Source organism: Pseudomonas sp. TE24901, assembly GCF_054058375.1.
In genome coordinates this window covers 116,933-136,029 of record NZ_JBSSAF010000002.1, presented here as the reverse complement: position 1 = coordinate 136,029, position 19,097 = coordinate 116,933, and the positions used below count along the sequence as shown (strand labels likewise).

Here is a 19,097-nt window from a genome sequence, read left to right as displayed (position 1 = left end):
TCTTATTGTTCTGTGAGCGCACGCACGTGGACGCCGCTTTCGAGACGCGCCAACTGCGCGTCATCGTTGATGCCGAAACCGATCTGCGTCACCGCCATTGCGGCAATGGCCGTGGCGCGGCGCAAGGTCTGCTCGGGCGCTTCGCCAGCGAGCAAGCCGTGAAGCATCCCGGCCAACAACGAATCGCCCGCGCCCACGGTACTCGCGACCGTGACCTTTGGTGGCGTGGCATGCAGCGCGGTCTGCGGGCTGTACCAGGTCACGCCCGCCGCACCATCGGAGACCACCACATGCTCCACGCCCTGCTGATGCAGACGATGGATAGCGCCTGTGGCATTGCCAAGAACCTCGGCCAGTTCTTCGGTGTTGGGCTTGACCAGCCACGGGCCCGCCTGCAAGCCGGTGCGCAAGGCTTCGCCACTGGTGTCCAGGGCAACTTTCAACCCCAGGCTTTTCAGTTGTTCGAGCATTTCTTGAAACCATTGCGGACTGACGCCGCGCGGCAAGCTGCCGGCCACCACCACGGCATCGAATTCCGGGCCGATGATCGCGATCATCTTGAGCAATTCCTTTTGCGCCCGCTCACTCACCAGCGGCCCCGGCGCATTGATGTCGGTAACGCGCCCCTCCCGCTCGGCAATCTTGATATTGCTGCGTGTCTCACCCGGCACACGAATAAACGCATCGCCAAACCCACGACGGGCAATCAACGCGTCGAAAGCCTGGGGGTTTTCCTCACCGAGAAAGCCGCCCACGCTCACCTGATGGCCCAGATCGGCCAACACCTGCGCCACGTTCACGCCCTTGCCGGCGGCATGGGTCAGCAGGGTTTCGCTGCGATTGACTTCACCCGGTTCCAGGTGTGCCAAGCGGACAGTAAGGTCCAACGCCGGGTTCAGCGTCAGGGTCAAAATCCTTGCCATTTACACGGCCTCCACAAGGGCACGCACGTCGGCGGGCGAACCCGCAGCCAGTGCCTTTTGTGCCAGGCCCTGGGCCTCGCTCAGACTGAATTCACGTACCCGCGCCTTCACTTCAGGAATGCTGCGGGCCGACACACTCAACTCATCCACCCCCAGGCCCACCAGCACCGGCACCGCCAACGGGTCTGCCGCCAACTCGCCACACACCCCCACCCATTTGCCATGGGCGTGGGCGGCCCGCACGGTGATGTCGATCAGTTGCAACACCGCCGGGTGCAGGCCATCGGCCTGGGCGGACAAGGTCGGGTGGCCACGGTCGATGGCCAGGGTGTATTGGGTCAGGTCGTTGGTGCCAACGCTGAAGAAGTCGACTTCCTTGGCCAGCACCGGCGCAAGCAAGGCGGCGGACGGCACTTCGATCATGATGCCCAGTTGCAGGTCGGCCACCGGGATTTCCAGGCGCAGGCGCTCGGTCATGTCACGGGCTGCGCGCCACTCGTCCACGCTGCCAACCATGGGGAACATGATACGCAGTGGGCGGTTGTCGGCCGAGCGCAACAGCGCACGCAATTGCGCTTCCATGATCAGGGGGCGCTGCAAGGTCAGGCGAATGCCACGCACGCCGAGGAACGGGTTTTCCTCCTGGGCGATGGGCCAGTAAGGCAGCGGCTTGTCACCGCCGACGTCGAGGGTGCGCACCACCAACGGGCGACCTTCAAGGCCGTCGAGTACGCGGCGGTACTCGGCTTCCTGGGTGGCTTCATCCGGTGCTTGCGGGTGGGCCATGAAAATCAGCTCGGTGCGCAGCAAGCCGATCCCTTCGGCGCCCTGCTCCACGGCACTGGCGACGCCGGCGCTTTCGCCGATGTTGGCGAATACTTCCACGGCGTGGCCGTCGCGGGTCATGGCCGGCTCATGGCGTTGGGCCGAAGCGGCTTGCAAGCGTTGTTCGCGGGTATCGCGCTCGACGGTGGCGCGTTGCAGGGTCGCGGCATCGGCGTCCACGTGCAGGCGACCGCGTTGGCCATCAAGTAATAAGGGAGTTCCAGGAGCCAGCAGCAATACCGCGGAACCTGCGCCCACCAAAGCAGGAATGCCCAGGGCACGCGCAACAATGGCGCTGTGGGCCGTGGCGCCGCCACGGGCCGTGAGGATGCCGGCCACACGGGCCGGGTCCAGGCGCGCAACATCGGACGGGCCGACTTCATCCATCACCAGGATGTAGGGCTGGCTCGGCTCCCGGACGCTTTCGACACCGCACAATTGCGCCAACACACGCCGACCGATGTCACGCAGGTCGGCGGCACGCTCGGCGAGCAAGGCATCCTGCAGCGACTCCTGCTGTTTGGCGGCGGCCTCGATCACGCTCATCCAGGCGGCTTCGGCGCTTTCACCCTGCTTGAGACGAGTGTCGACTTCGTCGGTGAGTTCCGGGTCGTCGAGCATCTCTTGGTGCGTGATGAAAATTTCGCGGATGGCTTTGGCTGGGCTGCGTTCGATCAGCCCCTGAATGTCACGGCGAACGTCGGCCAGCGCGTCTTGCAGGCGCTGACGCTCAATGGAGGAAGACTCGCCGCGCAACGGGTAATCGAACACCTGCTGGACCTGGACGTGCGCCGGGCCGATGGCAATGCCCGGCGCGGCGGCGATCGCCTGAATCTGGCTGCCGGACACTGGGGCGCTGATCACGGGCTCGCTATCAACGGTTGCAGGCTGCGCGCTGGCCGTCGGCAACGGCTCGACCTCTTCACCCAACCCCGCTTCAACCGCTGCCAACAGGGCGGGCAACGCATCACCGGCAATCGAGGGTTCGGCAACAAATTCCAGCACCTGGCCGCGACGTGCGCCGAGGCTGAGCAACTTGCTCAGGCTTTTCACCGACACGGCGCCCACCGGGCCATCGATGACGCGCACCCGCAAATCACCGTCAAAATGCTTCGCCAACTGCGCCAGCACCTTCGCCGGCCGAGCATGCAGGCCGTGGGCGTTGGCCAGGGTAATGCGCGCGCTGGGCCAATCGGCAGGCAGCTCGCCCCCGAGTACTTCGAGCACGGCACGGCTGCTGGTGGCGCGGCCCAGTTCCTGGCCGCGACCTTCAATCAGCAAGGCGCACAGGCGTTCAAGCAACGCTTGGTGTGCCTCGCCGAGGCTGGCCAGGCAGAACAACCCATTAAGGGGCTGGCCGAGGTAACGCATGGGTTTGTCGGGGGTGACGAAGGCAAGGCCAGGGCGCTTCACCGTCTGTTCGCTGTGCAGCCACCAGAGGCCGTCCCCCAGGGGCAGGGCGTCGACTTGCTGCAAGACGGCGGCAAAACCATTGCTCACACAATCGGCCTGGCGCAGCAGGCGTGCGCCGCGCCACACCAGTTCTTCGAAATCATCGGCGGACACGCCCAGGCTGATCATCTGTGCATCCAGCGCCAGTTCCTGTGGCGCGCCTTGCAGCAGTTTCAGCAAGGCTTCGGCGGAACCGGCGCGACGCAGCGCCTGGCCCAGGTCGGTTTCACCGAGGGCGCGGGTAAGCAGTTGCAGCAGGCGCAGGTGTTCGTCGGATTTGGCGGCAATGCCGATGGCCAGGTAGACGATCTGGCCGTCACCCCAGTCCACCCCTTCGGGGAACTGAAGCAGGCGCACGCCGGTGGAGAACACCTGGTCGCGGGTTTCGGGGGTACCGTGGGGAATGGCGATGCCTTGGCCGAGAAAGGTCGAGCCTTGGGCTTCACGGGCCTGCAACCCGCTGAGGTAACCCTCGGCGACCAGGCCGTCGGCCACCAGTTTGTCAGCGAGCAGGTGCAAGGCAGCAGATTTATCCACAGCCAGCTGGCCCATGGAAATCTGCTCTACAGTGAGCTCAAGCATGCCGTTCTCCTAGTTAGTGCGAGGGGCGCACTAGGTATTGTTTTGAATAAATCAGCCTACAGGTGTTCAAAAATAACTGACTGAGTGGTCAATTGGCAGTAGCCACTTAGTCACGAACGTCGTAAAAATACGCCAGCTGAAACGTTTAATCTAGAATTTATGGCAGATTACGCGCTAATTGAGCATCCTTGAAGAACCACTCGGCGCTTGAGCCCAGACGTTAGTCGTGTGCAGGAATCGGTTACGATTGGACAAAATGTCGGGGCAAGCTCTAAAAAACAAGGAAATCCCGGTTTGAAACTCAGTGATATCGCACGTCTGGCCGGTGTGTCCGTAACCACCGCCAGCTATGTCATCAATGGCAAGGCCGAACAGCAACGCATCAGCAACGCGACCGTCGAGCGCGTGCGAGCGGTGGTCGAAGCCCATGGCTTTACGCCCAACCCCCAGGCGGCCGGGCTGCGCAGCCGGCACACCCGCACTTTGGGCTTTATCCTGCCGGACCTGGAAAACCCCAGTTACGCACGGATCGCCAAGCTGCTGGAGCAAGGCGCCCGGGCCCGGGGTTATCAACTGCTGATCGCCAGCTCCGACGACGAGGCCGACAGCGAACGCCAATTGCTGCAACTGTTCCGCGCACGGCGCTGCGACGCACTGTTCGTGGCCAGTTGCCTGCCCGCCAGCGATGACAGCTACCGCGAGCTGCAAGCCAAGGGCCTGCCGGTAATCGCCATCGACCGGGTGATGGACACGGGCCAGTTCTGCTCAGTGGTCAGCGACGACCGCCAAGCCTGCCAGCAACTGACCAGCAGCCTGCTGCAACCGCTGCCCAAGCAGATCGTGCTGATCGGTGCGCACCCCGAGCTGAGCATCAGCCAGGAACGCGCCGCCGGTTTTCGCGAGGCACTGCGCGACTTCAAGGGCGAGGTGCTGATCGAACAGGGCGAAGCCTTCAGCCGCGACTGCGGCCGCCAGTTGATGGAACAACTCCTGCAGCGCCTGGGGCATTTGCCGGATGCTCTGGTGACCACTTCCTACGTGCTGCTGCAAGGTGTGTTCGACGCACTGCACGACTTCCCGCTCAAATCGCGCCCGCTGCGCCTGGGTACCTTTGGTGATACGCAGTTATTGGATTTCCTGCCACTGCCGGTCAACGCCATGGCCCAGCAGCATCAACTGATCGCCGACACCGCCCTGCGCCTGGCCCTGGCCGCGATTGAAGAAGAACAGTATCAACCGGGCGTGCACGCCATCAGCCGTACCTTCAAGCAGCGTATTCACGAGGCGTGAACGTGGAGCTGATCGACACCCACACACATCTGGACTTCCCGGACTTCGACAACGATCGCCGGGAAGTCCTCGCCCATAGCCGCCAACTCGGGGTGCGGCGCATGGTGGTCCTGGGGGTGTATCAGCAGAATTGGCAACGCGTGTGGGACCTGGTGCAGGGCGATGACAACCTGTTCGCTGCCTTCGGCCTGCATCCGGTTTACCTCGATGAACATCGCCCAGCCGACCTGACGGAGCTGGGCGACTGGCTCACCCGCCTCCAGGGTCATCGGCAAGTGTGCGCGGTGGGCGAGATCGGCCTGGATTACTTTCTCGAACACCTGGACCGCGAGCGTCAACAAAGCCTGTTTGAAACCCAGCTGAAACTTGCAGTGGACTTGCAACTGCCGGCGCTGTTGCATGTGCGCCGCAGCCACGCCGCCGTGATCGCCACACTCAAGCGTATGCCCGTGCCACGGGGCGGCATCATCCACGCGTTTGCCGGCAGCTACGAAGAAGCCCGTGAGTACATCAAGCTCGGTTTCAAGCTGGGCCTGGGCGGTGCCGCCACCTGGCCCCAGGCCCTGCGCATGCACAAGGTGCTCACGCAATTGCCTTTGGAAGCCGTGGTGCTGGAAACCGACTCGCCGGATATGGCACCCGCCATGTACCCCGGCCAGCGCAACAGCCCGCAACACCTGCCAGACATCTGCACCGCCCTGGCCGAGCGTATGGGTATCAGCCCTTCATGGCTGGCTGAGGCGAGCACACGCAATGCGTGCGAGCTGTTCAATTGGTAACCCGCCAACAGGGTTGGCAGCCTGCAGGTTCAGCGTGATCCGTTGCCGTTGATGGGCATAACGCAGTGCCAGGAAGTGAACCAGCACCACCGCCAGCGAAATATTCAGTTGCCCGACCACACTGAGCAGGCCCACCCACTCGGCGACCAGCGCCACGATCAGCACCATGCAGGTCAGTATCACCATGCTCGGGTGCACCAGGGCCCAGTGGTCCAGTGTCCTGAACTGACGCAATTGCTTGGGACAATTCAGTTGCAGGGTTCGCTGGCAGTACGGGCAATCAAAAGGTTCATGGATGGCAATGGCGTTCAATTGCCAAGACTTGAGTTCAAATGTGATGTCGCAATGGGCACAGTGCCCTTTGATGCCGATGGCAATGGTCACCGTGGTGCCCTCCCCTGATCCGTGACTAGCTGAAACAAATTCTCACCCATTCACTCGATCAAAAAATGGATGCAGGGGAAATCAAGACATACACCACGCTCCGCACCGATTATTCCTACCCAAAAGCCTTACACGCGAAACGCCCCGATCAATTGCTTCAACTCGACGACCTGCATCGATAGCTGACGGCTGGCCGCTTCGGTCTGATGCGCACCTTGGGCTGCGTGCTCACCCGCGCGATTGATTTCAACGATGTTCTGGTCAATGTCATGGGCGACTGCAGTCTGCTGCTCCACGGCGGCGGCAATCTGCTGGTTCTGGTCGACGATCATGCCTACCGCGCCAAGGATGTTTTCCAGGGCCTGCTGGACCTTTTCCGATTGCCCTACCGTACCGCTGGCCATCGTATGGCTGGTGCCCATGGCCTTGACCGCGGCCTCCACACCGCTGTGCAGGCGGCCGATCATCTGTTCGATTTCTTCGGTGGAGCGCTGGGTGCGCCGCGCGAGGGTACGCACTTCATCGGCCACCACTGCAAACCCGCGCCCCTGCTCGCCGGCACGTGCTGCCTCGATGGCGGCATTGAGCGCCAGCAGGTTGGTTTGCTCGGCAATGCTCTTGATCACTTCCAGCACACTGCTGATGGCCTGGCTGTCAGTGGCCAACTGGTTGATCACCTGCACTGACGCATCAATCTCCGACGCCAGGCGCGCGATGCTGCCCTGTTGGGACTGCACCAAGCCACGACCGCTGACGGTCTCATCGTTCACGCTATGGGCGCTGCTGACCGCCGCCGCCGCACTGCGCGCCACTTCCTGGGCGGTGGACGACATCTGGTTCATGGCCGTGGCCACGTGTTCGATCTGGGTACGCTGGCCGGAAACCGCCTGGTTGCTCCGGGCCGAAACCGTCTCCACCTGACCGGCTTGCAGTTCGACCTGGCTGACGGTTTGCCCGACGCGCTCGATCAGGTCATGGATCTTGGCGACCGTACCGTTGAACACCTTGCCCAACTCCCCCAACTCATCGCGACTGTGCGCCACAAAGCTTACGGTCATATCCCCCGCCGCCACATTGTCCATCATCAACCCCAGGCGTCGCAGGGTGGTGCGGGTGGACGCGTAAAAGCCGGCATACAGATAGAAAATAAGGGAAAACACCACTGCCAGGGCACACACCAGCACCACCATGTGCGTGCGGTTCTGCGCCAGGCGCTGTTCCAGTTGCTGCCGGAGGAATGCCAGGGTGGCGTCATCCAGCTGGTAGGTCTTGGCCATCAGTTGGCTGACGCTGTCATAAAACCCTGGCCACGGGGCATCGAGGGTTTCGGCCATCACCACCTGCTCTTCAAACAGTTCGCTGCCTTGCTTGAGGCTGGCCTGGCTGGCCTGCGCCAGTGAATCGAGCGCGCCATGGGCGGCTTTGCTGGCGCCCAGTGCATCCTGGAGCTTCAACGCATATTCGCCTTGCAGCTTTTCCAGTTGCTGCAGCAGTTCGTCAAACCGCGTGCTGGAAGATGAGTTGATAAACCCTTGGCCCAGGGAATAAGCGCCCATTGCTCGCCCTTCGCCAAGGACCTGGGTCACTTGCGGGGTCACGCCGGTCACCAGGTCACTGAGCTGGCGCAGGTCGCTTTGCGAGTCACGGCTCAAGCCGGATTGGCTGGCGATGATCTGGCTGAACATCTGGGCTTTGTTGAGCAGTTTGCCGATCAGCGCGGTTTTGTTGAGTAGTGAGGTTTCCTGTTGCTGGGCCTTGAACGCGGCGATCAGCTCGTCGCGCTTGCTATCAAAGGCCGCGATTTGCTCGGCGTCGGTGGCCATGGCGCTGAGGCCTTGCAGGCGCGCGAGCACGCTGCTTTCCAGGGTACTGATCTGGCCTTCAAGATCACCCGCCTTGCCGGACTGGCCGAGGGTGGCGTTGATTTGCACTTGGTTGTTGAGGGTTTCCAGGTCACGCCGCAGGGTCAGGCTGCTGCCGAGCAAATCCAGGCTTTGCAGCTCGACACGGGTGCCCTGGAATTCCCGCCAGGAATCACGCACCAGGAAATAGTTGGTCGCCAGCATCGGCAGCAAGAACAGTACGCTGATCAGAGTGAACTTCATGCCGAAGCTCAGGCGGTTCATCAGCGCGACGGCGGGATAGAGCAAGCTCTTCACAGGTGAACTCCCTTTCTTTTATTTTTATTGAGGCGCAGGGCGGCGGCAGATAGCCACCATTTTTGGCGCTCTGTCTGTATAGCTCAATTCGAAAGGGAGTTTTGTAACGTAAGGTTAACGGCAGGGAAGACGGGCGCCTCCCTGCCGGAGGGTGTCAGGGCAATACGGTCCAGATGGCGAACCCGGCATACCACAGCACGGCGGCGCGCAGCAGCAGTTCCCACAGCCGATCCAGGCTGTTGATGCCATCGGCACCGACCACCGGTGGCGGAATTTCTGCCGCCACCAGGCCGACTTTCTCCACCAGTTGAGCGGCGCTGATGTCCCAGCTCAACAGCTCATGGAGCATCACCCGGCTGACCGCGACGAAGTTGCCCACCAGGGCAAAGCTCGCCGCCAGCAGGCGTACCGGCAACCAGTCGAACGCGTGGCGCAGTTGCCCGGCGCGCTCGGCCACCAAAGGGTTCTGGCTGTGTTCGCTGGCCAGCGCCAGCAGGCGATAAGCCAGGGCCGCCACCGGCCCGAGCAGGAAGTACCAGAAAATCACCGCGAAGAAGCTCTGGTACGCCTGCCACAGCAGATGGCCCTGGACCCGTTCGAGCAGTTGCTCGCCGCTGTCGGCGGCAAGTTGCAGGTCACGCTCGGCCACGTGTTCGGCCGCCTGCAAGTCACCCCGGCGCCAGGCATCACGAAAAGGCCCGAGCCCGGCCAGCAGGTCACCACGCCCCAGGCTGTAGATCACCACCAGCAGGTGCACCGGCAATGCCAACAGGCCATAGGCCACCGGCTCCAGCACCACCAGCAACAAGGCCAGCAAGGCCACCGGCAGCAACACCAGCAATGCCAGGATCAACCAGGGTTGTTTGCCCAGGCGCGGGCTCGCCTCCAGCCTGGCCAGCTCACGCAACCATCCGCCGTCACGCTGCAACCGCTGGCGCAAGGCCGAGAATTTCTCGATCCACACCGCCAGCACCAACACCAGGAAACTCATTGTGCGTGTCCTCCATCCTGCAGGGCGCTGCGAAAGCGCGTCCAATCAAAAGCGGGGCCGGGGTCTGTCTTGCGCCCCGGAGCAATGTCGCTGTGGCCGCATATACGCTGGCGGGTGATGCCTGGATAGGCCGCCAGCAACTGGCGCGTCAGGTCGATCAGCGACGCATACTGGGCATCGGTGAACGGCAGGTCATCGGTGCCTTCCAACTCGATCCCCAGGGAATAGTCATTACAGGTGTCCCGCCCTTCGAAGCTGGAAACCCCCGCATGCCAGGCGCGGTCCTGGCACGCCACAAACTGCGTGACGGCGCCGTCGCGTTCAATCAGAAAATGCGCAGAGACACGTAAGTGAGCGATCCCCTCATAGTAGGGATGCTCCGTGACATCCAGGCGATTCTGGAAGAACGCCTGGACCTTGCCCGTGGCGAACTGCGCCGGTGGCAAGCTGATGTTATGCACCACCAACAGAGAGATTTCGCCTGCGGGGCGCTCATTGAAGTTGGGCGAGGGGCAATGACGAATGCCCTGGCACCAACCGCTGGCGGGGTCCAACTGCATACGGGTTCCTTGATTGAGACGAGGTGTTACCAGTATGCCGCGTTCAGCCCTGCGGTTGCGATCACTTGCCGCGATTGAGTTGACGCAGGTTATCGATCACACACGCCAGCGCACGTTCGAACAACAACCCTTCGTCCAGGCTACGCAAAGTGCCAGCCTTGAGCGCCATGGCCAGTTGGCCCGCACTTTTCTCCAGCACTTTGAGCCCCATGCGGCTGACAAAAACATACGTATTGGCCGGCGTAACAATCGCCATCAGCTTGCAGCGCACCGTCAGCGCCTCGCTTTCCTGGAACTCGAACCAGCGGCCAACCTGCAATTGCCGGGCCTTGAGCAGGTCGGGATCATCACCGGGCAGGTTGTCGACGGCATCGGGCAAGCCGCTGTCGAGCACGAACGGCTCGCGCACCTCGATCAACGCCTCGAGCCCCTCACCGTCAGGCGCCTGCACATGCATGGCCTGCAGGCGCACGAAAAATTCACGGGTGCTGAACGGGTCGAACGCGGCGCTGGTCAACCCGTCCCGCAACGCCTTGAGCAACCCGGGCAGTTGCTCCAGCAGATGTCGACCGGCTTCGGTGTCTTTCTGCAGGCCCACGCTCCAGATCAGTTCGTCCATGGTGCGCAGCCCCGCTTGCCACTGCACCGACTGTTCGCCGTGCTTGAGGCTGGCCAACAACAGCACCTGGCTCCAGGCCTGCTGCAGAAATTGCACCACGGCCTGGGGCAGGGTCTTGCCCAGCAGGCGCCGATTAAGCACGTCGGCCACGCGCTGGCGGGCGGCATCCGTGCGCATGCGCCCCTCTTCGGCATCACGGGTGTGCTGTTCCAGCAGCTCGCAGCGTCGACGCTCCTCGGCAGTGAACGCGCTGAACTCGGCGAGCAACTGGGAGAAAATCGCCGGGTCCTCGACGAACTCATTCAACAAGCGTTGCACCACCTGCTCGATGCGCAGGTACAGGCTGTCGCGCAGGTAGTCATCGCTCGGGCTCCAGCCCATGGCGGCGCTGGCAATCTCGTTGAGCAGGCGCCGCGCCGGATGGCTGGCACGGCTGAACAGGCTCTTGTCCTGCACCGCGACCTTCAGCAGCGGCACCTGCAAACGCGCGATCAAGGCCTTGAAGGCGTCCGGCACGGCAGTGTCTTTGAGGATGAACTCAAACAACAGCGCGACCAGGTTGATCACGTCTTCATCAGCGTCCTCCACCACCCGGGACTTGCCACTCTTGACGCTGACCCGGGTCAGCAGTTGTTCTAGGTGGTTGCGCAGGTCGAAATCGTCTTCGACCTCGGGCTCTGGCACGTATTGCTGCAGGTGAGAGAGCAGGCGCAACAGGTCCCGCGAGGCGATGGGTTGCGGTTCGGCGCTGGCCTCGAGGGTAGGCGCCACACGGCCACGCACCACCACCAGCAAGGCTTGCAAGGCCGCGAAGGCTTGCTGGCCATTTTCATCGAGCGGCGAGTCGGCCATCGGCTGCCGATCTTCGTGCTGCCTCTCACGCTCGGCACGCCCGCCTGGGCGACGAGACGGCACCGCCTTGAGCTGCGGCAGCACACCGGTGGCGACCAACAACTGATTGGCCTCACCATACAATTGGTCGGCGTCGCTGAGCACGTATTTCTCAAACAGTTTGAGCATGATCAGCTTGACGCGGATCTCCACCCCCAGGCTGCGCCCCGCCCGCAGGAAGCACTCGCAGAGCAGCGCCGGGCCCAAGGGGTTTTCGCGGTCGTCCAGGTGCTTGCCCAGCACCGCACTCAAGCGTGCGGTCAGTTGCCCCAACGCCAAGCCATCGCGATGTCGCACGCGACCGAGCATCGCCTCCAGCGCCACGGCCTTTTCCAGTTCATCGCGGGACGTACCAGGCACTGCGTCATACGAGACCACCGGCACCAGGTGCAACTCGCCGCGCCCCGAGTGCCCTAGATGAGCGAAGGCAGCAAACAGGTGCTCCATGAACACGCGCTCGAAATTCTTGCGCTTGAGGCGCAAGTCGCGCATGGCTTCAAAAAAAATGTGATGGTCGGCATTACTGCGGGCCTTGTCGGCCATTTCGAACAGGGTGTCGTCGGCGTTATCGAACAGTTCTTGCAGGCCCTGCTGCAGTTGCTGCGCCGCTTTGTCACGCACCTGCAGCAACACCACCGGCAGGCGCGCGAGCGGCGATGGCGTGGCGTGTGCCTTATTGATAGGCACCACCTTTCCGTCATTGTGCATCCTGGCCTCCTGAAACGGCGGTATTGATGGGCAAATGTTCGGGTGCAGGCCGGGATGAGCGCTGCGAATACCCGGGAATCACCAAGACGTCAAAGCTATGACGCCAATTGCAAGGCGCGAGATTATCTTGCAAACGAGGCCCGTTGCGCCAGCGAACTCTGTCATTTGGTCGTAAATGAGCAGGTCGCTGGGTTCAAACGCACACTGCCCCTATAATCGAGGCACTTTGTTTGTGGAGCCTGTTATGCCGAATCTCCGTCTTGCCGACCTCACCGCCGAAATCGAAGCCAACGTGCGCCGTGCACTGCTGGAAGACATCGGCAGCGGCGACATCACTGCGCAGTTGATCCCGGCCGAACGGCTGGCCAAGGCCACGATCATCACCCGTGATGCGGCCGTGATCGCCGGTACAGCCTGGGTGGATGCGGTATTCCGCCAACTGGACCCGCGTGTGGCGGTGCATTGGCAGGTAGCCGACGGTGAGCGTGTCAGCCCCAACCAGGTGCTGTTCCACCTCGAAGGCCCGGCGCGCTCGCTGCTCAGCGGTGAACGTTGCGCGCTGAATTTCCTGCAGTTGTTGTCGGGCGTGGCTACCCGTGCGCAGTACCTGGCAGATTTTGTCGCCAGCACCCAGGTCAAGCTGCTCGACACCCGCAAGACCCTGCCTGGCCTGCGCCTGGCGCAGAAGTACGCCGTGACCTGCGGCGGCTGTCATAACCATCGCATCGGGTTGTATGACGCGTTCCTGATCAAGGAAAACCATATCGCCGCATGCGGTGGCATTGCCCAGGCCATCACGGCCGCGCACAAGATCGCCCCGGGCAAGCCGGTGGAAATCGAAGTGGAAAGCCTTGAGGAACTGCGCGAAGCACTGGCGGCGGGCGCCGATATCATCATGCTCGACGAACTGAGCCTGGACGACATGCGTGAGGCCGTGCGACTGAACGCCGGCAAGGCCAAGCTGGAAGCCAGCGGCGGGATCAACGAAACCACCCTGCTGCCCATCGCGCAAACCGGGGTGGACTACATTTCCATCGGGGCGATGACCAAGGATGTGAAGGCAGTGGACCTGTCGATGCGCCTCAGTATCTGACGCATTGTAGGCGCCGGCTTGCCGGCGATGAGGCCTGTACGGTTAAAGGTGATCTTACGGGCCCTATCGCCGGCAAGCCGGCTCCTACAGGGTCTCAGACGACCAGGTCGTTCATCTCGCAATATTCTTCCCACTCGACACCCAGCACCTCGGCAGCCTCCTTGTGCAAGGCCAGCCGTGCAGCTTCGAACTCTTCCGGTGTGGAGGTGTACTTGAGGGTCAACTCCCAAGGCTGGTAACCCTGGCTCTCTGCCTCGTCCTCGAATGCCCATTGGATCTGGTCGCGCTGATCATCGGCGCTCAGGTCTTTGATCTCTTCTTTAAGCTGCGGCGTGTCCTCAAGGTATTTCTTGAGGGCTTCTTCGTGCCGAACTTCCAGGGTCATTTCAGTCGTGGTCATGTTGTTCTCTTAGATCGAGGAATGGGGATGCATCTGGGTCATCAAGGTTGCGCAGATACAAAAGAACAGGCACGAATGCCGGCTCGTCTGGCCTTCAGAACCATTCTGGGATCATCTGAAAACGTTGCCTTTGAAGCAGTGTTGCCTTTTTGCCCGAGACAGGAATCGAACCTGCGACCTTCGCGTTACGAGTGCGCTGCTCTACCGGCTGAGCTACACGGGCGGTGGGCTAAAGCTAGCACCGCATTGGGCGTCCGGCAACTTACTGGCGCGGGAAGGCGATCACACCCTGGGCCCAGAAGCGCGGCTGCAGGTGATCGTGGCCGGCACGCAGGTAATCGGCCTGGTCTTCAATGGTGTGGGGCAGATCACGCGCAGCGATAAACAGCAGCAGACCAACGGCCAGCAGCGTGGCCATTTTCCACGCGTCACCCACCCACGGCAGCGCGGTACCCAGCGGGGTTCGCCATGCATGCAGCGCCATCAGCCAACCCACCACCAGCGCCAGCCATACCTGTGAGTTGGGCATCACGATGACGCCATCGACCATTGACTGCACCAAGGCCCCCACCAACGCCGCAAACAGGCACAACCGCAGCAAATCCCCAGGGGCCGAGGACGATGCCCGCAAGCGCATGACCCTGCACGTGGCCCAGCCCGCCCGCCACGCCAGGGCGGCAACACACAGGGCTGATGGCACCCCCCATTCACTGGCCCATTGCAGAACCGCCTGGTGCGGGTGCGCCGCTGTTTCGTTGGCGATATCGGCAAAGTGCATGGGCCCGAAGCCCAGCCAGGGCCGCTCGACAATCATCTGCCAGGCCTGCGACCAGATCGGGCCACGCCCCGACAACGTCGTGGTCAGGCGATCGCCCGCACCACTGCCGACTTCAATCCCCAGATAGCCCGCCAAGCACACGAACAACAGCCAATACAGCGCCAGGCCGCCACAGAGTGCCGCCAGTTGCCAGGCCACCCAACGTCGACCCCAAGCCCCCAGCACCGTCAACACCACAGCCGCCACTGCCAGGCCAAGCCAGGTACCGCGCGTGCCGCCGCTGATGGCGATTAACCACCAGATACACAGCAACGCAAACACCCCTGCTCGCAAGGCGCGGGCAACACCCGGTAGAAGCAATGGGAGCGCCAACAGCGGCAAGGTGAAGGTCTGGAACTGACCATAGAAACGTTTGTTGGAAAACCCCGACAGCAGATGATCAAGGTTCAGTACATCGTTGCCGCTGGTAAAGGCCAATGCCGCTGCGTACAGGTACTGGAACGACTTGACCAGGCATAGCAGCATGGCGATCAGGACCAAGGCGCGATCCATCCGCTCGCCACCATGACGACGGAGCAAGGCAAACGCGACGGCGATCGCCCCACCACCGATAAACAGCGCCACTTCGGTGAACGCCCACAACGGCTGGTGGGCCAGCGCCGAAGAAACCAGCCCCAACCCGACAATCGCCACCAGCCCACAGGCACTGGGCCGATCCAGCAACCGCTCGCTCGAACCGGCAGACACCCCATACAGCACCGCGCCCAAGCTCAGGACAATCTGCGTGGTACGTTGCAGGTCATGCCCACTGAACGGCAGGCAAATGCCCACCGCCAACAGGCACGCCACCGCTACCAGGAATACATTGCCTCGCTGCTGCATGGACAACGACATGGGCCACCTTTACTTCCGTGTTGAGAGGCTGGGCGATCAGGCACCGCAACCCTTGGTGACGTACTGCGCATCCGCCGTGGTTGCGCACGTCCAGCCCGTGGTGGCGCTGCGCGTCAGGGTGATGGTCTTGCCCAGCACAGGCGCTGGGGCGTCAAGTATCTCGCAACGGATGGAGCCTGCCCCCGTGGCGACATCCCCGGTCACATCGATCTTGCAGTTGGCTGTAGGGCTGGTGCCGCCAATCAAGGCCAGGGTCGGTACGGTGCCTTGATTGAGGGTGTCTTCATAGCCGGCCTTCAATGCGGAGATTTCTGCCAGCCCCGCCGTGAACTTGGCCTTGGCCTGGTGCTTGGTATACATGGGCAAGCCGATGGTGGCCAAGATGCCGATGATTGCCACGACGATCAATAACTCGATCAAGGTAAAGCCTTTCTGACGCATCACATTCACTCTCCAGGATAGAACTCATGACAAGGCGCGTCCTGCGCCTCGTGTTGTACAGCCGCGCCAGTGTACTCATCCGCAGGGGGTCAATCGCGCACAAGACGCACATTCTGACATTTTATCGTGCAACACCCGCCGGCCCGAATCCGTCATCTGACTAAGCTATAAATCTTCCACTTCCTCTGTGCGCAAACAAGACATGAACGACACTTCGACGATCTACGCGTGGGAAGGCATCAACCGCAAGGGGCGCAGGGTTTCCGGGCAAACCGCTGGCCACGATGTGGCGCTGGTCAAGGCACAACTGCGCCGCCAGGGCATCTGCCCCGAACGCGTGCGCAAGCGATCTCCCGGCATGCCCAACCTGGTTACACCGATCAAGCCCGCAGACATCGCCCTGTTCACCCGCCAACTGGCGACGTTGCTGAAGGCCGGCATTCCTCTTTTGCAAGCCTTCGACATCATCGGCGAGGGCTTCGAGAACCGGCAGGTGCGCGAACTGGTAAAGGGCCTGAAACACGCGATCGCGACCGGCAACAGCCTGGCGACAGCACTGCGCAAGCACCCGCGCCATTTCGATGAACTGTATTGCAACCTGGTGGCCGCCGGGGAGCTGGCGGGTGCTTTGGAAACGCTGCTGGAACGCATAGCCCTCCATCTGGAGAAAAGCCAACAGCTCCAGGCCCGCATCAAGAAAGCCATGACCTACCCCATCGCAGTGCTGGTGGTCGCCAGCGTGGTCAGTACAGTGCTGCTGATCCATGTGGTGCCGCAATTCCAGAGCCTGTTCGCGGGTGTCGACAGCCAGTTGCCCGGTTTTACCCAGCAGGTCATTGGCTTGTCCGAGTTCCTGCAACAGGCCTGGTGGGGCGTGGCGCTCGGCCTGGGCGTGGCGGTTGTCGGGCTGCGCCAGGCCTATCAGGTATCCCCGGGGTTTCGCTACAGGGTGGATGCCGGTTTGTTGAACACGCCCCTGGCAGGCACACTGCTGAAAAAATCCGCCGTCGCCCGTTACGCCCGCACGCTCTCCACGACTTTTGCAGCCGGCGTACCCCTGGTGCAAGCACTGGGCTCCGTGGCGGGCGCCGTGGGCAACGGCCCATTCAAACAGGCAATCGAACATATGCGTCACGACGTCTCCACCGGCATGCCGTTGAATCAATCCATGGCCGCCAGCAACCTGTTCCCTGGCATGGCGATCCAGATGACCGCAATAGGTGAAGAGTCCGGCACCCTGGACCACATGCTGGAAAAGGTCGCCAGCCACTACGAGGCCGACGTGGAATACCTGGTCGATAACCTGACCAGCCTGATGGAGCCGTTGATCATGGTGCTGCTGGGCGGCATTGTCGGCGCGCTGGTCGTCGCCATGTACCTGCCCGTCTTCCAGCTCGGTGCGGCATTTTGAACCTGCTGTTGAGTGAACATCCGTGGGCGTTTACCGCGATGGCGCTGGTGCTTGGCCTGATCGTCGGCAGCTTCCTCAATGTGGTGGTGTGGCGCCTGCCGAAAATGCTCGAACGGGAATGGCGCATCCAGGCCCAGGAAGTGCTCGGGTTACCCGCTGACCCTATCGGCCCCACCTACAACCTGATGCGCCCCAACTCCTGCTGCCCGCACTGCAACCAACCGATTCGCCCCTGGGAAAACATCCCACTGCTCAGCTACCTGATGCTCAAGGGGCGCTGCGCCCATTGCCAAACGCCCATCAGTGCCCGCTACCCCTTCACCGAGCTGGCGTGCGGGCTGCTCTCGGCCGTGGTTGCCTGGCATTTCGGCTTTGGCTGGCAAGCCTGTGGGGTGCTGCTGCTGAGCTGGGGCCTACTGGCAATGAGCCTGATCGACGTGGACCACCAACTGTTGCCGGATGTGCTGGTGCTGCCCCTGTTGTGGCTGGGGTTGGTCGTCAACAGCTTTGGCCTGTTGGTGGCATTACCCGATGCCGTGTGGGGCGCGGTGATCGGCTACATGAGCCTGTGGTCGGTGTTCTGGTTGTTCAAGCTGGTCACGGGCAAGGACGGCATGGGCCACGGCGATTTCAAGCTGCTCGCGCTGCTCGGCGCCTGGGGCGGCTGGCAGGTGCTGCCCATGACACTGCTGATATCATCGCTGGTCGGGGTGTTTGTCGGGCTGCTGTTGCTGCGCCTGCGCAAGGCCCAGGCATCGACACCGATGCCGTTTGGTCCGTATCTGGCCATTGCCGGCTGGATTGCATTGCTCTGGGGTGGTCAAATAACCGACTTCTATTTGCAGTCTGTCGGTTTCAGATGACCACTTCTGTCGCAACACCCTGGATTCTTGGCCTCACAGGCGGCATCGGCAGTGGCAAAAGCGCCGCCGCCCAGCACTTCATTGACCTGGGCATTGACCTCGTCGACGCCGACCACGCTGCCCGCTGGGTCGTCGAACCCGGCAGACCGGCGCTGGCCAGCATCGCCGAACACTTTGGTGCGGGTGTGCTGCAACCTGACGGCCAGTTGGACCGCGCCGCGTTGCGCACACTGATCTTTGAAGTGCCCGAAGAACGCCGCTGGCTCGAAGCCCTGCTGCACCCACTGATTGGCGAAGAGATTCGCAGCCACCTGGCCCGCGCCCGCTCACCCTACGCGATCCTCGTGTCGCCGCTGCTGATCGAGTCGGGCCAGTACAGCATGACCCAGCGCATCCTGGTGATCGACGTGCCGCAATCGTTGCAGATTCAGCGTACCCTGCAGCGCGATGGCATCAGCGAGCAACAGGTGCAGGCGATCCTCAAGGCCCAGTCCAGCCGCGAAGACCGCCTGAACCATGCCGATGACGTGCTGGTCAATGACCGAGACCTCGCCTGGCTGCACAGCGAGGTCGAGCGACTGCATCACTTTTACCTTACTTTGCGTGGAGGCCGATCATGAGCCAACCCCTGACCGTCGACTGCCCAACCTGCGGCGCACCCGTGGAATGGAAAGCGACCAACCTCAACCGGCCGTTCTGCTCGGACCGTTGCAAACTCATCGACCTGGGCGCCTGGGCCGCCGAGGAACACAAGATTCCCGTAGCGCCGGATGCCGAAGACGAGCTGTTTTCCGAAGACCTGCCGCCTCGCCATTAAGGGCGCATAAAGGCGTATTCCTGCTGGTCGTCGAGATTTTCTGCAAGGTATTGCAGCTCGTCGGCCAGGTCTTCGAAACTGCGCACGCCTTTGCTCTGCTGCACCACCGCACTGAGCATGGCGCGCAGCGTCAGGCCCGGGTCAAAGCCGATTTCCTGCGCAGCATCCTGACTTCTACGCAGCTCTTGCCGTGCCCATTCGTACACACTCATGATTCGTGCTCCCACCTTGCCCAGG

18 protein-coding genes and 1 tRNA gene are annotated in these 19,097 nt (G+C 62.2%); 7 read left to right on the top strand and 12 right to left on the bottom strand.

Annotated features, from left to right (window positions below):
* Positions 1-2: 2 nt before the first annotated feature.
* Both pfkB and ptsP read right to left on the bottom strand, forming a co-directional pair.
* Positions 3-923: a 1-phosphofructokinase gene (pfkB, locus tag ACVWVP_RS04345; protein WP_178919119.1), complete on the bottom strand. Its 921-nt coding sequence runs from the start codon at positions 921-923 to the stop codon at positions 3-5.
* On the bottom strand, positions 924-3,782 hold the full coding sequence (ptsP, locus tag ACVWVP_RS04340; protein WP_457404537.1) for a phosphoenolpyruvate--protein phosphotransferase: 2,859 nt from the start codon (positions 3,780-3,782) through the stop codon (positions 924-926).
* A 294-nt stretch (positions 3,783-4,076) separates the two neighbouring features.
* Between ptsP and cra the strand changes: the two genes are divergently transcribed.
* Positions 4,077-5,072 carry a catabolite repressor/activator gene (gene cra / locus ACVWVP_RS04335; RefSeq protein WP_178919123.1) on the top strand — a complete coding sequence of 332 codons (996 nt, stop codon included), beginning with the start codon at positions 4,077-4,079 and terminating at the stop codon, positions 5,070-5,072.
* Positions 5,073-5,074: 2 nt separating this feature from the next.
* Positions 5,075-5,851, top strand: a complete 777-nt coding sequence (locus tag ACVWVP_RS04330) for a TatD family hydrolase (RefSeq protein ID WP_457404536.1) — start codon at positions 5,075-5,077, stop codon at positions 5,849-5,851.
* Here ACVWVP_RS04330 and ACVWVP_RS04325 read toward each other — a convergent pair.
* The 5 genes from ACVWVP_RS04325 to ACVWVP_RS04305 all read right to left on the bottom strand — a co-directional run bounded on the left by ACVWVP_RS04325 (position 5,798) and on the right by ACVWVP_RS04305 (position 12,163).
* The gene (locus ACVWVP_RS04325) at positions 5,798-6,235 is read right to left on the bottom strand and encodes a hypothetical protein (protein ID WP_178919127.1); all 438 of its coding nucleotides are present in this window, start codon (positions 6,233-6,235) and stop codon (positions 5,798-5,800) included. The two genes, ACVWVP_RS04330 and ACVWVP_RS04325, sit on opposite strands and share 54 nt — an antisense overlap.
* 128 nt (positions 6,236-6,363) lie before the next feature.
* Entirely contained in the window at positions 6,364-7,068 is a 705-nt protein-coding gene (locus ACVWVP_RS04320; RefSeq protein WP_457404774.1) for a methyl-accepting chemotaxis protein, read from the bottom strand.
* Positions 7,069-8,548: 1,480 nt separating this feature from the next.
* Positions 8,549-9,385 carry a regulatory signaling modulator protein AmpE gene (gene ampE / locus ACVWVP_RS04315; protein WP_457404535.1) on the bottom strand — a complete coding sequence of 279 codons (837 nt, stop codon included), beginning with the start codon at positions 9,383-9,385 and terminating at the stop codon, positions 8,549-8,551.
* The gene (gene ampD / locus ACVWVP_RS04310) at positions 9,382-9,945 is read right to left on the bottom strand and encodes a 1,6-anhydro-N-acetylmuramyl-L-alanine amidase AmpD (RefSeq protein WP_178919132.1); all 564 of its coding nucleotides are present in this window, start codon (positions 9,943-9,945) and stop codon (positions 9,382-9,384) included. Before ampD ends, ampE begins: the two co-directional genes overlap by 4 nt.
* Positions 9,946-10,006: 61 nt before the next feature.
* A complete protein-coding gene (locus ACVWVP_RS04305) occupies positions 10,007-12,163 on the bottom strand; it encodes a DUF1631 domain-containing protein (RefSeq protein ID WP_457404534.1) in 2,157 nt (718 codons plus the stop codon).
* Positions 12,164-12,407: 244 nt separating this feature from the next.
* Here ACVWVP_RS04305 and nadC point away from each other — a divergent pair, with 244 nt between their 5' ends.
* A complete protein-coding gene (nadC, locus tag ACVWVP_RS04300) occupies positions 12,408-13,256 on the top strand; it encodes a carboxylating nicotinate-nucleotide diphosphorylase (RefSeq protein ID WP_457404533.1) in 849 nt (282 codons plus the stop codon).
* Between the two features lie 94 nt (positions 13,257-13,350).
* Here nadC and ACVWVP_RS04295 read toward each other — a convergent pair whose 3' ends face one another.
* The 4 genes from ACVWVP_RS04295 to ACVWVP_RS04280 all read right to left on the bottom strand — a co-directional run bounded on the left by ACVWVP_RS04295 (position 13,351) and on the right by ACVWVP_RS04280 (position 15,769).
* Positions 13,351-13,656: a DUF6388 family protein gene (locus tag ACVWVP_RS04295; protein WP_457404532.1), complete on the bottom strand. Its 306-nt coding sequence runs from the start codon at positions 13,654-13,656 to the stop codon at positions 13,351-13,353.
* Positions 13,657-13,806: 150 nt separating this feature from the next.
* A tRNA-Thr gene (locus tag ACVWVP_RS04290) sits at positions 13,807-13,879 on the bottom strand.
* 39 nt (positions 13,880-13,918) lie between these two features.
* Positions 13,919-15,328: an O-antigen ligase family protein gene (locus tag ACVWVP_RS04285; protein ID WP_457404531.1), complete on the bottom strand. Its 1,410-nt coding sequence runs from the start codon at positions 15,326-15,328 to the stop codon at positions 13,919-13,921.
* Positions 15,329-15,364: 36 nt separating this feature from the next.
* Positions 15,365-15,769, bottom strand: coding sequence for a pilin (locus ACVWVP_RS04280; RefSeq protein ID WP_178919295.1), 405 nt, complete (start codon positions 15,767-15,769; stop codon positions 15,365-15,367).
* Between the two features lie 202 nt (positions 15,770-15,971).
* Here ACVWVP_RS04280 and ACVWVP_RS04275 point away from each other — a divergent pair, with 202 nt between their 5' ends.
* From ACVWVP_RS04275 to yacG, 4 genes are read left to right on the top strand one after another with little or no spacing between them, the layout of a single operon-like run.
* Positions 15,972-17,180: a type II secretion system F family protein gene (locus tag ACVWVP_RS04275; RefSeq protein ID WP_457404530.1), complete on the top strand. Its 1,209-nt coding sequence runs from the start codon at positions 15,972-15,974 to the stop codon at positions 17,178-17,180.
* A complete protein-coding gene (locus ACVWVP_RS04270; RefSeq protein ID WP_457404529.1) occupies positions 17,177-18,043 on the top strand; it encodes a prepilin peptidase in 867 nt (288 codons plus the stop codon). Before ACVWVP_RS04275 ends, ACVWVP_RS04270 begins: the two co-directional genes overlap by 4 nt.
* Positions 18,040-18,663, top strand: a complete 624-nt coding sequence (coaE, locus tag ACVWVP_RS04265) for a dephospho-CoA kinase (RefSeq protein ID WP_178919144.1) — start codon at positions 18,040-18,042, stop codon at positions 18,661-18,663. Before ACVWVP_RS04270 ends, coaE begins: the two co-directional genes overlap by 4 nt.
* A complete protein-coding gene (gene yacG / locus ACVWVP_RS04260) occupies positions 18,660-18,860 on the top strand; it encodes a DNA gyrase inhibitor YacG (RefSeq protein WP_003188437.1) in 201 nt (66 codons plus the stop codon). Before coaE ends, yacG begins: the two co-directional genes overlap by 4 nt.
* On the opposite strand, the gene ACVWVP_RS04255 is transcribed toward yacG, so the two are convergent.
* Positions 18,857-19,072: a hypothetical protein gene (locus ACVWVP_RS04255; protein ID WP_003171680.1), complete on the bottom strand. Its 216-nt coding sequence runs from the start codon at positions 19,070-19,072 to the stop codon at positions 18,857-18,859. The genes yacG and ACVWVP_RS04255 overlap by 4 nt on opposite strands.
* Positions 19,073-19,097: the final 25 nt, after the last annotated feature.

Coding starts and splice junctions, on each gene's coding strand:
- pfkB (WP_178919119.1), bottom strand. CDS start 923: ATGGCAAGGATTTTGACCCTGACGCTGAACCCGGCGTTGGACCTTACT.
- ptsP (WP_457404537.1), bottom strand. CDS start 3,782: ATGCTTGAGCTCACTGTAGAGCAGATTTCCATGGGCCAGCTGGCTGTG.
- ACVWVP_RS04320 (WP_457404774.1), bottom strand. CDS start 7,068: ATGTCGTCCACCGCCCAGGAAGTGGCGCGCAGTGCGGCGGCGGCGGTC.
- ampE (WP_457404535.1), bottom strand. CDS start 9,385: ATGAGTTTCCTGGTGTTGGTGCTGGCGGTGTGGATCGAGAAATTCTCG.
- ampD (WP_178919132.1), bottom strand. CDS start 9,945: ATGCAGTTGGACCCCGCCAGCGGTTGGTGCCAGGGCATTCGTCATTGC.
- ACVWVP_RS04305 (WP_457404534.1), bottom strand. CDS start 12,163: ATGCACAATGACGGAAAGGTGGTGCCTATCAATAAGGCACACGCCACG.
- nadC (WP_457404533.1), top strand. CDS start 12,408: ATGCCGAATCTCCGTCTTGCCGACCTCACCGCCGAAATCGAAGCCAAC.
- ACVWVP_RS04295 (WP_457404532.1), bottom strand. CDS start 13,656: ATGACCACGACTGAAATGACCCTGGAAGTTCGGCACGAAGAAGCCCTC.
- ACVWVP_RS04285 (WP_457404531.1), bottom strand. CDS start 15,328: ATGTCGTTGTCCATGCAGCAGCGAGGCAATGTATTCCTGGTAGCGGTG.
- ACVWVP_RS04280 (WP_178919295.1), bottom strand. CDS start 15,769: ATGCGTCAGAAAGGCTTTACCTTGATCGAGTTATTGATCGTCGTGGCA.
- ACVWVP_RS04275 (WP_457404530.1), top strand. CDS start 15,972: ATGAACGACACTTCGACGATCTACGCGTGGGAAGGCATCAACCGCAAG.
- coaE (WP_178919144.1), top strand. CDS start 18,040: ATGACCACTTCTGTCGCAACACCCTGGATTCTTGGCCTCACAGGCGGC.
- yacG (WP_003188437.1), top strand. CDS start 18,660: ATGAGCCAACCCCTGACCGTCGACTGCCCAACCTGCGGCGCACCCGTG.
- ACVWVP_RS04255 (WP_003171680.1), bottom strand. CDS start 19,072: ATGAGTGTGTACGAATGGGCACGGCAAGAGCTGCGTAGAAGTCAGGAT.